We start from the raw sequence: 14301 nt of genomic DNA on the forward strand, positions 1-14301 counted from the left end.
TTGCAGTCGTCACGGTCATTCTATCGGGCCGGTTGCGGGTCGCGGGGGCAGGCGACAACCGGTGAATAGGCACACTACAGCAAAAAGGCGGGGGTTGGGCAATGCGGCGGCGGGATTGGATGGGCGGATAGCGGACATGCCGGGTGCAGCGAGTGTTCGTTTACCGAACAGTATTTTCCTGTGCCGGCCTCTTCGCGGGTGAACCCGCTCCCACAGGGTTCTGTACCGGTGTTGAGGGCTGTGGTGATCTCTGTGGGAGCGGGTTTACCCGCGAAGGCCAGCACAGGTAAAGGAAAATGCAGCGACCTGGTATTTCTGCTAGTTGGTAGCACGGTTACAACAGGTGACAATCCTGAACTATCTATCTGCGCGCGGCAGTGTAGCTGGGGATTCTAATGAATAATGCAACAACCGGTTTCACCTTGTTGGCTACCAACAGCCAACACTCGATAATCATCGCCCGTGCACAAGGGAAAGCTGGCCTTGTAAATTATTTGCCTTATGGATTCGCCTCCGCACTTTTTCAGATGCCCATGCGGCTTAAATTTACGGGCGAGCAACTAGATCCAATGACAGGCTTTTATTTATTGGGGAATGGCTACCGCTCGTTCAGCCCGACCTTGGGCAGATTCGTTTCTCCCGATACAGTAAGCCCATTCGGGAAGGGTGGTTTGAACAGCTATGCCTATTGTAACGGCGACCCGGTCAACCTGGTTGACCCAGAGGGCCGGGCGGGTCGACCAAACCCGCTGGTTCGAACTGCACAACGCGTGCTTCGCCGGGCAATTCAACGAACCCGTCACACCCCAAACAGAGCGGCCAGCAGGAGGCACGCCGCTCCCGCGCCGTCAGCTGGTCAAGATCCTGCGCCTCTACAGGCTCCAGTGGCGCTCCAAGCGAATGCAGCGCAACACGCGATCAATGTAGGTGGAGCCCCGGCTGCCGTACCTAGTCCACGAGATATGCTGGACAACTACGTCATTTCCTCAATAAAGCTATTGCAAGCGAACAGAAAGGGCTTTGGCAATCCTCAATCACCTCACTATGCCGACTATCAGAGATTGAGAAACCATGTTCAAACTTTTGCCGCAAGTCATAACCAGATGCTAGCTGAAGTGTTACCAGAGTATATGTCAGGTCTAACCCGCGGCCTCCTCCATCATGCCGACGGAGCCTTGACCATCAACACCATGAAAATCAGGACAGACGAGTGACGAGCCGCAGTCATGGCCCATGGCGCGGAACAGAACCTCTCAATTCACACCCCACTTCCTGCCGCCCTGCCCACCCCTGGCTCCGCGCCCGGTACTGCCGCGGCGCGATGGCGAACAACTCACGGAAGCGCCGGTAAAAATGCGGGAAACTGACAAACCCGCTGGCCACTGCCACCTCGGTCAATGACTTGCTGGTGTGCTGCAACAACTGCCGCGCATGGGTCAGGCGCAGTTCCAGATAGTAGCGTGGCGGCGTGGCCTGCACATGGCGGCGGAACAAGCGCTCAAGGTGCCGCCGCGACAACCCGGCATGCTCGGCGATTTCGTCGATGCCGATCGGGTCTTCGATGTTGGCGTGCATCAGCTCCAGGGCCAGGCGCACGCCTTTGGGCAGGCTGGGGTCGATTTCCGGTGCGCTGGCCGGTGCATCGCTCATTACCCGCGAACGGTCACAGGCCAACATCTGCTCCACGGCCCGGCGCAGTGGCGCTCCGCCGCAGTGTTCAAGCAACGCCAGCATCATGTCCAGCGCACTGCTGGCACCGGCGCAGCTCATGCGGCGGCGGTCCAGCACATGGGCCTGGCGGCTGATACGCACCTTGGGGAACAGTTCGCTCATCATCGCCCGGCCATCGGGGTGGAAGGCGCAGTCGTGGTCATTGAGCAGGCCGGCCTCTGCCAGGAAGTAAGCGCCGTTCCACAGCCCGCCCAGCTGGCTACCGTGCTGGTCGGCCTGGCGCAGCTTGGCGCGGAGCAATGGGCCGGTTTCCAGGCGTACGCGGAAGCCGCCACATACCAGCAGGCAATCCAGGCCTTGCACCTCCAGTTCGGCCAGTTGGGTGTTGACCGGCAGGGCGATGCCCAGGTCGCTCATCACCTGGGCGCCCTCACCCACCACCTGGACCTGGAACAACGGCGTGGCACTCATCAGGTTGGCGGTGACCAGGCTGTCCATCGCGGCGGTGAAGGCCATCATCGAGAAGTGTTCACGCAGGACGAACGCCACGCGCTGGCACGGCATTGACAGTGAAGTGCGGATGGCAGGGTCCAGATGCGCCAGGTTGGCGTTCTTGAGGATGCTTTCGAAGTGGCTCATGGCTTTAACTCAACTGCAGGAATCGCAGTGGCTTCTTCGCGGGCTTGCCCGCTCCCACAGGTCCTCCACAGGCTCTGGAATCTGTGAAATGCCTGTGGGAGCGGGCAAGCCCGCGAAGAAGCCAACACTGATGGAACAGGTTACTTGCCGGCCTGGGCCGCCGCGTCACGCGAGGCTTGCAGCCACTGGTCAAACTGCTGGCGGTGGGCGGCAACCCACTCCTTGGCATGGCGCTCGATGTCTTTAGGCTTTTTCTCGCCCTGCTGCATCTTCAGGTTCTGGTTGCTCTCGTCATCGGTGCTGATCTGCACCTGCGAGAGGAACTTCACCGCCGCCGGGTTCTTTTCGGCAAAGTCCTTGTTCAGCACAGCCACAACCTTGTCGATGGCAAAGCCCAGGTTCTTGCCGTGGTACGTGGTGTCGACGTCATTCCTGCCATCCGGCAGGTCGGTCTTCGGCACTTCCAGCCAGACCACGTCCTTGCCTTCGACCAGCACGCTGGCGATCCATTGCGGCACCCAGGTGAAGTAGAAGATCGGCTTGCCTTCCTTGTAACGGGTGATGGTGTCGGCCATCAGCGCGAAGTACGAGCCCTGGTTGACGGTGATGCTCTTGTCCAGGTCGTAGGCCTTCATGTGGTGGGCAATCACCAGCTCGCAACCCCAGCCAGGGTTGCAACCGGTCATGTCGGCCTTGCCGTCACCGTCGGTATCGAACAGCTTGGCGATCTCGGGCTTTTTAAGGTCGGTGATGTACTTGATGTTGTACTGGTCGGCGGTTTTCTTGTCGATCAGGTAACCCTGGGCCACGCCCGGCAGAATGTCGCCGGTCTTGACCATCACATCGTCACCCCCAGCCTGCTGGTAGAACTGGTTGTGCAGCTTGTCCCACAGGTGCACGGTAAAATCGGCATCGCCGTTGGCCAGGGCCACCATCATCACGCCGTACTCGGTCTCCTTCGGCTCCTGAACCTTGTAGCCCAGCTCGCGCAGGCCCTCCATGGCCACTTCGCCCCGGAAGCGCTCTTCGGCGATGGAAGGGAAAATCGGCGTTACCTTCACGCCATCACCCGGCTTTTCCGCCAAAGCGTGTGCGCCCAGCGCGGCGGCCACCAGGGTCAACGCCGTGGCGCATTTGAGGATGCTGCGGGAGAACTTGGATGCGTACATCGTCGCTTACCTTCTTCTGATTTTTATCTTCAAGTGCGGCAGATCGAACGTCTCAAACGTCTTGCTGTGCTCAGGCGGTCTTGCGCCGCCCTTGCGGTTGTGCGGCACCACACAGGCGCATCACCACGCCCACGGGGCCGGTGTGGTACCAGCGCAGGCTCGGGTCAGCGCTGGTGCGTGCCCCCATGGCCTGGGTCAGGCGGTCGAGGAAGATCGCCAGCAGCACCAGCCCGACACCACCGACCGTGGCCAGGCCCATGTCCAGGCGGCCAATGCCGCGCAGCACCATCTGGCCCAGGCCGCCGACCGAAATCATCGAGGCAATCACCACCATCGACAGCGACAGCATCAGGGTCTGGTTGAGGCCGGCCATGATGGTCGAGGTGGCCAGCGGCAGCTGCACGCGGGTCAGCATCTGCCGTGGGGTGCAGCCGAAGGCGCGGGCGGCCTCGATCTTGTCTTCCGGCACCTGGCGAATGCCCAGGTTGGTCAGGCGCACCAGCGGCGGCAGCGCGAACACGATGGTGACCAGCACCCCAGGCACATTGCCGATGCCGAACAGCATGACCACCGGTACCAGGTAGACGAAGGCCGGCAGGGTCTGCATGGCATCCAGCAGCGGGCGGATAATGCGCTCCATGCGGTCACTGCGGGCACACAGGATGCCCAGCGGGATGCCGATGAGCGCGCAGAAGAACACCGAGGTCAGTACCAGCGCCAGGGTAGTCATCGACTCGGCCCACACACCGATCAGGCCCAGCAGGGTCAGGGTGATGAAACACAGCAAGGCCATGCGCTTGCCCGCCAGCTGCCAGCCCAGCAACGACGACAGGAGGATGCCGATGGTGGGTGGAATGCTCTGCAGGGTGAACTCGATACCGTTGAGTACCTGGTCGATCGGCCAACGAATGGCGCGAAACACCTCGCGGAAGTTGTGCACCAGGAAATTCAGGGTGGCGGTAACCCAGTCACCCAAAGGGATGGTGGCCGCCTGGAACGGGTCAAGCAGGCTGAATTCGGACATGAGGGCTTACCTCTTCTAGTAAACGCTACGGGCGCTTCTTTTGTTAGTTGCGGCTCAGGGTCTGCAGCAGCTCGTTCTTCGACAGCGTGCCCTTGAAGGCGCCCTGGCGGTCGAGCACCGGCACCGGATACGGCAGGTTGGCCGCAATCCCCAGCACTTCGTGCAGCGGCGTATCGGTGTACACCGGGCACTGCTCGTGCAGGCTGTAGCGGTCACTGGCGGTAGCACCGTAGGCGTCGGTATCGACCACACCCAGCAACTGCCCGCGTTCGTCGACCAGGTAGCCGAATGGCACACCGGCCTGGAAGCTCGGGGCCTTGCCGTTGACCTTGCACACCACCGCCGGGTCGAACCTGGCCACATCACCGGCCTTGAGTACCCGCGAGCTGTCGAAGCTCTTGAAGAAGGTACGCACGTAGTCGTTGGCCGGTTGGTTGATGAGCTCTTGCGGGGTACCGATCTGCACCACGCGGCCACCTTCCATGATCGCAATGCGGTGGCCGATGCGAATGGCTTCCTCGATGTCGTGGGAGATGAAGATGATGGTGCGCTGCTGCTCGGCCTGCAGGCGAATCAGCTCACCCTGCATTTCGCTGCGGATCAGCGGGTCGAGGGCAGAGAACGCTTCGTCCATCAACAGAATCGCGGGATCGTTGGCCAGCGCACGGGCCAGGCCGACCCGCTGCTGCATGCCGCCGGAAAGCTGGTGCGGGTAACTGTGTTCGTGACCGGCCAGGCCCACCTGGCTCAACGCTTCACGGGCGCGGCTATGGCGCTCTGCCTCTGGGACGCCAGCGATTTCCAGGCCAAACGCGGTATTTTCCAGCACGCTCATGTGCGGCATCAGGGCAAAGGACTGGAACACCATGCCCATTTCCTTGCGGCGCACATCCAGCAGGGCTTTGTCGCAGAGCCCGGTAATTTCCTTGCCGTTGAGGTGAATGCTGCCGGAGGTAGGTTCGATCAGGCGGTTGAACAGCCGCACCATGGTCGATTTGCCCGAGCCCGACAGGCCCATGATGACGAAGATCTCGCCACGCTTGACGGAAAAGCTTGCATCGAACACGCCGACGACGTGGCCGGTCTTGCTGAAGATTTCGTTCTTGTCGGCGCCCTTGCGGAGCATCTCCATGGCCATGTTCGGGTTGGGACCGAACACCTTGAAGATGTTTTTGACCGAAAGAATCTCATCGGCATGGCTCATACGACCCTCTTTATTATGCTTATTAACCAATCTTTCAACATCGCACTTTCAATAAGGCGGGTAGCGATCAGTGCGAGTACGCTTGGCAGTCCGTTCAAGTTCGAACGTGAGTCAAAACCGGCACGCAGAATGTCCTGCTTCAAAAAGTTTTCGACATCGATGTCTCGAATGTCGCGCCGTGGTTCAACGGTAGGGCCTGGTGCCAAAGCGGGTCCAACGACATTTGCATGGCGCTAACCATTACCTGAAGTTATCAATCGGACCCAAGCCCCGACACAGAGCCTGCCGGAGTGCATTCAAATGTAGGAGCAGCCTTGTGCTGCGAAGAGGCCGGCTCATACACTTGCGATTGCGGCGCCTGTACGGGCCCTTTCGCAGCGCAAGGCTGCTCCTACAGAAGACCGCGTGGGCTAGCCCGGCATAACGAAGGACCTGCACCCGACATGGTCAGACACTCCGAACCCGATCAGACCCTGATCAAGATGCCCTCGCTGCGCGCGGTCAAAGTCTTCGTCGCCGCCGCCAAGTACCAGAACTTCACCCGCGCCGCCGAGGCGCTGTGCGTCACTCAGGCCGCGGTCAGCCGGCAGATCCGTGAGCTGGAGACCTACCTGGGCGCCGAGCTGTTCAGCCGTGTGGGCCGTGCGGTGGAGTTGACCGTGGCCGGTTCGATCTTCTTCGATGCTGTGCAGTTATCGTTCGTCAACATCTCCCAGGCGGCCGAGCGTATCCGCAGCAACACCAACACCAAGCACGTGGTCACCCTGTGCTGCTCACCGGCATTTGCCGCGCTGTGGCTAGGGCCGCGCATGCCGAAGTTCTTCGACGAAAACCCGGATATCGACATCAACCTGGTGACCACGCAGAACTTTTTGTCGATGGAGCCTGGCGTTCGGCCGGACATCTACATCACCAAGCTGGGAAAAGTGCAGGCGGGCTACAGCTCACACCCGCTCAACCACGACGTGATCTATCCGGTGTGCACGCCGCAGTATTTGCTGGATCACCCTGAAGTGCGCACCCTGCAGGGGCTGCGTGATGGCACCTTGCTGAACCTCAGCCCCTATGGCCGCTCGCAGGTGGCCGAGCATGTGGACTGGAACGTGTGGCTGGCCTTTCATGACGTCGACCTGAAAAGCCGCGCCAATACCGCCCCGCACTTTTTCAATGCCAACGACTACAACCTGTTGGTGCAGCTGGCATTGGGGAGCCAGGGTGTGGCGCTGGGCTGGCATCACTTGATTGCACCGCTGGTGGCGCAAGGCTTGCTGGTGCGGCCTGTGGAGCAGGAACTGGTATTGAAAGACACCTTCCACTTCCTGGCATTCAACGAAGACAAGGAGCACGACGGCAGTTGCCGGCGGTTACGCGACTGGTTACTGGACGAGTTTCAGCCGTTGCTTGAAACGCTGCGCACTCGCTGACCCTGGGTTGCTTGCGCCGGCCTCTTCGCGGGTAAACCCGCTCCCACGGGGATATCACTGACCCAGGCCCTGTGATATCCCTGTGGGAGCAACTGTGTTGCACCATCACTCAGGCTACCGCAGCACCAGGTAGGAGCAGCCTTGTGCTGCGAAGAGGCCGGTAGGGCTGAAAATCATCTTTGGCTGCAACGGCCTCTTCGCAGCACAAGGCTGCTCCTACAGGTCCTGTACTTGCCTTGGAATCGAGACAGTCAGTTGGACCAGCTGCCTGGGTGTCGAGGCTGGCCACCCCGCCGTTGGGCCACTTTTCCAACATAAGACTCCGCACTTCTGCTAAAAACGCGTTCATGCCTACCCTCGTCCTCACCCACCTGCGCCGCCGTTGGTTCACCTGGCTGTGCGCCGCCACACTGATCATCGGCTTGCCGACCAGCTGTGCTGTCTTGCAGCACAAGGAGCGCGAGCTGGTGTTTCGCATCGAGCCCGGCGAGGCCAGCTGGTTCCGTGGCCTGCCCAGCGGTGTGCAGGAACTGGACCTGCGCCCGCGCAGCTTCGCCAGCAACCAGAACCTGCACGCCTGGTGGTGGCCGGCCAAACGTGCCAATGCGCCGGCCATTCTCTACCTGCACGGCGTACGCTGGAACCTCACCGGCCAACTGTTCCGAATCGAGCAACTGCATGCCATGGGCTATTCGGTGCTTGCGGTGGATTACCGAGGCTTTGGCAAGAGCCGTGGCGACCTGCCTTCCGAAGCAACGGTCTACGAAGATGCCCGCATTGCCTGGGAGCGCTTTGCCCAGTTGCAGCCGGATGCTGGGAAACGCCTGATTTTCGGTCACTCGCTGGGCGGTGCGGTGGCCGTGGAACTGGCCAGTGAGTTGGCACGTGAGGCGCAAAAAGACGGTAACGGGGCGCCGGCGCGCGGGCTGATCCTGGAGTCGACCTTCACCTCCCTGGGTGATGTCGCTGCGGCGGTTGCCAATACCTCGCTACCTGTCCGCTGGCTGATGTCACAGAAGTTCGACTCGCTGCACAAGATCAACGATGTTGGCCTACCCGTGCTGCTGGTACATGGCCTGGACGACCGTTTCGTGCCGCCGCGTTTCAGCCAGCAATTGTACGACGCAGCCCAGCAGCCCAAGACATTGCTGCTGGTACCGGGAGCGACCCATAACAACAGCATGAGCCTGGCCGGGCAGCGTTACCGGCGAGCGATCCAGGCATTGCTGTGAACTTACTGCACGGGCAAAAAATTCATCAGCAGCAAACTCTGGGCGTAATTCAAGCCAATGCGCCGATAACGCTCATCCAGCAACTCGGCCAACAGATCCAGCCGCGCAACGATCTTGCCAAACTCCACGGCAAAACTCAGGTTGCTGCCCTCTTCCGAAATCTCGTTGGAAAACAGCAGCAGCACCCCATTGGCGTCCTGCCGCTGGCTGAGCATCCAGGTGGCTTTTTCGATGTTGCGCGCCGCGTTGTTGACGAACAGCGGGTCGATGGTATCGGTCATGTAGAACTCGGTACGCCCGCCGTGCGCGGTGACTAGCATACTGCCGATGGCATAGATGAAGGCACCCACCCGGTCACCGCGAAACTCAGGGCTCAGCGCGTAGCTCAATGCTGCCAGGTCGCGGCGGTTGCCCAGTTGCGGCAGTGGCTGGCGTTGTTCGATGGCCATGCGGATCTGCCGCTCCGCCGTGGCGGCATCCACGTAACCCGACATCTTCCACTGGTTGGGGTTGCGCAGGTACAGCTTGTTCATCAGCAGATACAGGCTTTGCAAGTTGTCGCGCATCGACAGCGTGGCCAGGCGGTCGACGCTGGTCTGGAACAGCTCACTGGGTTTTCCGTTGCCGAACTGGCTGACAATATCGCGGCCTTGCTCCTGGGTGCAGGCGCACAGGCATGTGAGGGCGCCTGCCAGTAGCAGGCGCGGGAGGAAAGTCGAATAGCTTGCAACCATCGGCACCGGGTCGATATTCGGCGGCCGCACCGGGGGTCAGTGCAGCCTGGCCAAGCATAGAGCCCGGAAATCGTAAAAAGTGCAGTGACCAAGGAAGCTGAGCGCTGTGCGGTCCCTGTGGGAGCGGGCAAGCCCGCGAAGAGGCCCGCACAGGCGATACATCAATTACATGGCGTGGCGCAACATCTCCACCATCTGCGCATGCAGCGCCGGGTCACCACAGGCCACTACGCACCCGCCATTCTGTGCGCTGCTGCCATCCCAGGCAGTGATCACTCCGCCCGCCCCTTCAATGATCGGCATCAGCGCCTGCACGTCATACGGCTGCAGGCTCGCCTCGACGATCACATCGACAAACCCCGAAGCCAGCATGCAATACGCATAGCAGTCGCCGCCGTAGCGCATCAGGCGCGCCTTGCCGGCAACGGCCTCGAACGCGGCCTTGCGCTCGGCGGTATCGAACATGTCCGGCGTGGTGCACATCAGCGTGGCTGAAGCCAGGTCGGCGCAGGCACGGGTTTTCAGTGGCGCACCACTGCGCCAGGCACCTTCAGGGGTACCGACAAAGCGTTCACCGGTGAATGGCTGGTTCATCACGCCAACCACAGGGCGTGTGCCATCGTTCAGGGCAATCAACGTGCCCCACAACGGCAGGCCGGTGATGAAGGCACGGGTACCGTCGATCGGGTCGAGCACCCAGGTCAGCGGGCTGCTGCCGACGGCCACACCCGCCTCTTCACCCAGAATACCGTGGTCTGGGTAGCGGGCCTGGATCAGCTCGCGCATGGCGTCCTCGGCCGCCTTGTCAGCCACGGTCACCGGGTCGTACAGGCGCCCGCCCTTGTCCTCGACATCCAGGCTGGCACGAAAGTATGGCTTGATCGCCACAGCGGCAGCATCGGCCAGCTGCTCGGCAAAGGCGCGAAATTCGCCGATCTGTTCAGCGCTCAGGGACATGGGACAGGCCTCGTGACAATGATGGGGCACGCATCATACCCCACAGCCCGCGTATCGCCAGTTGACTGAGATAAGTGCCACTATAATGACATTACCGCTGCTTCATTTAACCGTCACCCGTTCGTTGTACTAGCATAGCAACCACTTCCCGTCGCAAGCCCAGGATCCGGGCTGATATAAACCTGACGGGATAACCATTACCTGGCCTTCATGGACGACGCGATGAATTCGAACCTGCTCTACCCTCAGATCGGCAAAGTCATTGCCAGCACCGGCAGCCGCCAGTTTCCGCGCATGCTGCACGACCTGATCCAGGCTCACCTGTCCATCGATGCCACGCATATCCGCCAGTTGCCCCTCATGCCCTGCGATTCGACGCTGATCGAAGAAACGGTATTTTCCTCGGATGAACAACCCGAGGGTGGCTTCAGCGACCCGTCGCGCCTGCACCGGATCCGCCGCAACGGCAATGCACGCATGGAAATCCAGGTGCTGCGCGCAGACTCTACCTACGGTTTCTCGACATTCGAACGGAGCCGCCTGGACGCGATTTCACCGTTGCTGCTGCCAATGCTGGAGAAGCATATCGATGCATTGCAGCCCGGCCCGGAGCGGCAAACGCGGGAAAGCTTAGAGCAGCGCTTTGTCGACCGGCTGGGGCAGTCGGGGCTGAAGCTGTCGGAGCGCGAGCGCCAGGTGTGCCTGGGGCTGCTGGCCGGGCATACGGCACCGGAACAAGCCGAGCGGCTGGGGCTGAGGGTGAATACAGTGGAGAGCTACCTGCGCCGGGCGGCGATCAAGCTGGGCATTAGCGGGCGACATTCGCTGATGCGCTGGATGTATGCCGAGGCTTGAACAGGCGCTCGCCTGAAATCGCCACTTCACGGGTAAAGCCGCTCTCATGGAACAACACCTCACGCTTTGATAAAGCAGGTGCCCTGTGGGAGCGGGCGTGCCCGCGAATTGGCCGGTGCCGGTGTGCTTCAGTCCCTGGACAAGGCCTCGATCGGGTCGAGCCGCGCTGCATTGCGCGCCGGCACAAACCCGAACACCACGCCGATCAGCGTCGAGCAGGCAAATGCCATTACTACCGATGCAAGCGAGAACACCATCTCCCATTGCTTGACGAACAACTCGAACAGATAACCCACGCCATACGACAAACCAATCCCCACCAGCCCGCCAAACAGGCAGACCATCACGGCTTCCACCAGAAATTGCTGGCGAATGTCCGATTGCCGGGCACCCACCGCCATGCGAATGCCGATTTCACGGGTCCGTTCGGTCACCGAGACCAGCATGATGTTCATCACCCCGATGCCCCCGACTACCAGCGAGATCACCGCAATCAGCGACAACAGCAAGGTCAGCGAACGGCTGGTCTTTTGCACGGTCTGCATGATGCTGTCGAGGTTGTTGGTGAAGAAGTCCTTGGTACCATGCCGTTGCAACATCACCCGGGTCACCTCGTCCTCTACCCGCTTGCTCGGCACACCGTCCTTGATACGCACGCTGATGCTGTCTAGGTGACGCTGCCCAAGTACCCGCCCGGCCGCCGTTTCGTAAGGTACCCAGATGTTCAACTGGTTGCTGGCGACGAACAGGTTCTTGTTCTGGGCCGTCACGCCAATCACCGTGCACGGCAGGTTGCCGACCAGAATCACCTGCCCCAGCGGGTCGATGTTCGGGCCGAACAGGCGCTTGCGTGTGTTGTGGTCGATCACCACCACCTGGGCCTGGCGCCGGGCGTCGTCGGCGCTGAACACGATACCCGCGGCCAACGGAATGTTACGCACCTGGAAGTAATGCTCGCTGACACCGTTGAGCTGTACGTCGACATCCAGGTTGCGGTAGCGCACCAGCGTGCTCTGGCCGATCACCGGGGTGGCACTGTCCACGTAGTAAAGTTCATTGAGCGCGGCGACATCGGCGGGCACCAGGGTTTCGATGGTCTTGGCCCGGTTGTCACCGAAGTTGCTGCCCGAGTAGATGTCGATGGTGTTGCTGCCAATGGCCTGGATGTCCTTGAGCACATAGCCCTTGGCGCCTTCGCCGATGGCCGAGATGGACACTACCGAGGTGATGCCGATGATGATCCCGAGCATGGTCAGCAGGGTGCGCATACGGTGCGAGATCAGCGCAATCCAGGCCATCTTGAATGCTTCGCGGAACATGCCCAGGCTTACCAGCAGGCGCCGCGCGCCCTGCGCCTGGGGCGCAGCCTGCGCGTCTTGCACGGGGATGGCCGCCGCGCCAGTGCGCCGGTCGCTGACAATCTGCCCATCGCTGACTTCGATGATGCGCTCGGCATGGGCGGCCACCTTGGGATCGTGGGTGACCAGGATCACGGTGTGCCCGGCAGCGTGCAACTCCAGCAGGATGTTCATCACTTCCTTGCCGCTGGCAGTGTCCAGGGCGCCTGTGGGTTCGTCAGCGAGGATCACCTGGCCGCCGTTCATCAACGCCCGGCAGATACTCACTCGCTGCTGCTGGCCACCTGACAACTGGCTGGGGCGATGCGTCAGGTGGCCCTTCAGGCCCAACCGCGTCAGCAGTTCGCGCGCCCGATCGTGGCGCTGCCCCTGCGACGTGCCGGCATACACGGCGGGGATCTCGACGTTGTGCAGCGCATCCAGGTGCGGCAGCAGGTGGTAACGCTGAAAGATGAAGCCGAAGTGGTCGCGACGCAAAGCCGCCAGAGCGTCGTCATCCAGCTCGCGGGTTTCCTGCCCGCCCACCTGGTAGCTGCCGCTGCTGGCGTTGTCCAGGCAGCCAAGGATGTTCATCAGGGTCGACTTGCCGGAGCCGGAAGCGCCGATGATGGCGACCAGTTCGCCGCTGTGAATCTGCAGGTCGATGCCTTTGAGTGCGAGGAATTCGCGGTCGCCGGCCTGGAAGCTGCGCGTTACCCCACGCAAGCGCAGCAATGGCTCGGCAGTACCGCTGGCAAGCGCCATGTGCGGGCTCGGCTGTACATTCATGTTCATGCTCACGCCCCCGTTTCGCCCGACACCGGCTCTCCGATCACTACCCGGTCACCCTCTGCCAGCCCGTCCTTGATCTGGACCTTGACGTTGTTGTTGATCCCCGCCTGAACGTTGCGCACCTGGGCGAATCCCTTGGCGTCCAGCACCCGCACCGGGAAGCTGCCATCTCCGTTGCGCCCGCCCAGGGCCGCCACCGGCACGGTGAGCACGGCCTGGGCGGTGTCGAGCACGATGTGCACCTGGGCCGTCATCGAAATCCGCAACCTGTGCTCCGGGTTGGGCACTTCGAACAAGGCGTTGTAGAACACCGCGCCGCTGGGTTTGCTGGTGCCACCGTCGGACTTGTCGCTGCTCTGTGCGTAATTCTGCGGCGCAGGTTCGGTGCCGCGCAGCCTGGCGTAATAGCGCTTGTCCTCGCCGAGGATGGTGAAATACACCTCTTGGCCAGGGGTGATGTGGATCACGTCGGCTTCCGACACCTGGGCCTTCACCGTCATGGTGTCGAGGTCGGCCAGCTTGAGCAGCACCGGGGCCAGCTGGTTGGCGATCACGGTCTGCCCTTCCTGGGTGACGATACCCACCACATGGCCGGTGATCGGCGCGTTGATGCGGGTATAGCCGAGGTTGACCCGGGCCGTGTCGATCTCGACACGGGCGCTCTGGATCTGCGCGTCCAGCGAGCGCACGGCGGCCTGCTGTACCTCGTACTCGGACTCGGCGCTCTCGAAGTCCTGCCGCGACACCGACTCGTCGGCCTGCAGTTCGCGGTAGCGCTCGTACACGCGCCGGGCCTGTTTGAGCTGGGCCAGGCTCGACCGCCGCTCGGCCTGCAGCTTTTCTTCATCCACCTCGGCCTGGCGCAAGGTATTGCGCAGCACCAGCGGGTCGATCTCGGCCAGCCACTGGCCTTCGCTGACTTTGTCGCCGAGCTTGACCTTGAGCGACTTCAGCTGCCCGGACACCTGGGCACCGACGTCTACCTGCTTGATGCCCTGGAGCATGCCGGTAGCCAGCACGGCGTTTTCGATGTCACCACGCTCCACCGTGGCGGTAATGTACTGCGGCGCCTTGGCAGGGGCCTGGATGGCGTACAGGCTGATGCCGGCCACCAGGGCCGCGGCGAGACCGAGGCTGTACTTGCGGAATCTCGACTTGTCCATGAACACTCACTTTCCTCTGCAATTCAGATGCATCGACCGGGTACGACACCTGTGGCAGCGGCGGCGCAAGGCACCGCCTGCAACAATGTTCGCGGGCAAG

The 14301-nt window shown here is 61.6% G+C and carries 12 protein-coding genes; 4 read left to right on the forward strand and 8 right to left on the reverse strand.

Translation table 11 applies throughout. The annotated features are described in order from the left end of the window. The first annotated feature begins 395 nt into the window (after positions 1 to 395). Positions 396 to 1214 (forward strand): RHS repeat-associated core domain-containing protein, encoded by an 819-nt coding sequence (locus ABOC32_RS18210; RefSeq protein WP_426808262.1) that lies wholly within the window; start codon positions 396 to 398, stop codon positions 1212 to 1214. 10 nt (positions 1215 to 1224) lie between these two features. On the opposite strand, the gene ABOC32_RS18215 is transcribed toward ABOC32_RS18210, so the two are convergent. From ABOC32_RS18215 to ABOC32_RS18230, 4 genes are all read right to left on the reverse strand, one after another. Continuing rightward, positions 1225 to 2310, reverse strand: coding sequence for a GlxA family transcriptional regulator (locus tag ABOC32_RS18215; protein WP_426808263.1), 1086 nt, complete (start codon positions 2308 to 2310; stop codon positions 1225 to 1227). Positions 2311 to 2450: 140 nt separating this feature from the next. After that, positions 2451 to 3479, reverse strand: coding sequence for a glycine betaine/L-proline ABC transporter substrate-binding protein ProX (gene proX / locus ABOC32_RS18220; protein ID WP_426808264.1), 1029 nt, complete (start codon positions 3477 to 3479; stop codon positions 2451 to 2453). 70 nt (positions 3480 to 3549) lie between these two features. Beyond that, complete coding sequence (proW, locus tag ABOC32_RS18225; RefSeq protein WP_426808265.1) at positions 3550 to 4503, reverse strand: glycine betaine/L-proline ABC transporter permease ProW; 954 nt, start codon at positions 4501 to 4503, stop codon at positions 3550 to 3552. A gap of 43 nt (positions 4504 to 4546) precedes the next feature. After that, positions 4547 to 5707, reverse strand: a complete 1161-nt coding sequence (locus tag ABOC32_RS18230; RefSeq protein ID WP_426808266.1) for a quaternary amine ABC transporter ATP-binding protein — start codon at positions 5705 to 5707, stop codon at positions 4547 to 4549. A 443-nt stretch (positions 5708 to 6150) separates the two neighbouring features. Between ABOC32_RS18230 and ABOC32_RS18235 the strand changes: the two genes are divergently transcribed. Both ABOC32_RS18235 and ABOC32_RS18240 read left to right on the forward strand, forming a co-directional pair. Continuing rightward, the gene (locus ABOC32_RS18235; protein WP_426808267.1) at positions 6151 to 7131 is read left to right on the forward strand and encodes a LysR family transcriptional regulator; all 981 of its coding nucleotides are present in this window, start codon (positions 6151 to 6153) and stop codon (positions 7129 to 7131) included. A gap of 347 nt (positions 7132 to 7478) precedes the next feature. Then, a complete protein-coding gene (locus tag ABOC32_RS18240) occupies positions 7479 to 8363 on the forward strand; it encodes an alpha/beta hydrolase (RefSeq protein WP_426808268.1) in 885 nt (294 codons plus the stop codon). Between the two features lie 2 nt (positions 8364 to 8365). Here ABOC32_RS18240 and ABOC32_RS18245 read toward each other — a convergent pair whose 3' ends face one another. Together ABOC32_RS18245 and hisN are read right to left on the reverse strand one after the other, a co-directional pair. Then, positions 8366 to 9097: a hypothetical protein gene (locus ABOC32_RS18245; protein WP_426808269.1), complete on the reverse strand. Its 732-nt coding sequence runs from the start codon at positions 9095 to 9097 to the stop codon at positions 8366 to 8368. A 165-nt stretch (positions 9098 to 9262) separates the two neighbouring features. Beyond that, complete coding sequence (gene hisN, locus ABOC32_RS18250; RefSeq protein WP_426808270.1) at positions 9263 to 10054, reverse strand: histidinol-phosphatase; 792 nt, start codon at positions 10052 to 10054, stop codon at positions 9263 to 9265. Between the two features lie 222 nt (positions 10055 to 10276). Here hisN and ABOC32_RS18255 point away from each other — a divergent pair, with 222 nt between their 5' ends. After that, positions 10277 to 10909 (forward strand): helix-turn-helix transcriptional regulator, encoded by a 633-nt coding sequence (locus tag ABOC32_RS18255; RefSeq protein ID WP_426808271.1) that lies wholly within the window; start codon positions 10277 to 10279, stop codon positions 10907 to 10909. Between the two features lie 128 nt (positions 10910 to 11037). Here the strand turns inward: ABOC32_RS18255 and ABOC32_RS18260 are convergent, their stop codons facing one another. Beyond that, positions 11038 to 13041, reverse strand: coding sequence for a MacB family efflux pump subunit (locus ABOC32_RS18260; protein WP_426808272.1), 2004 nt, complete (start codon positions 13039 to 13041; stop codon positions 11038 to 11040). A 2-nt stretch (positions 13042 to 13043) separates the two neighbouring features. Then, positions 13044 to 14201, reverse strand: coding sequence for a macrolide transporter subunit MacA (gene macA, locus ABOC32_RS18265; protein ID WP_426808273.1), 1158 nt, complete (start codon positions 14199 to 14201; stop codon positions 13044 to 13046). Positions 14202 to 14301 lie beyond the last annotated feature (100 nt).

Origin of the sequence: Pseudomonas sp. WOUb67, from assembly GCF_050058005.1 — a bacterium.
GTDB classification, from domain to species: Bacteria; Pseudomonadota; Gammaproteobacteria; order Pseudomonadales; family Pseudomonadaceae; genus Aquipseudomonas; species Aquipseudomonas putida_R.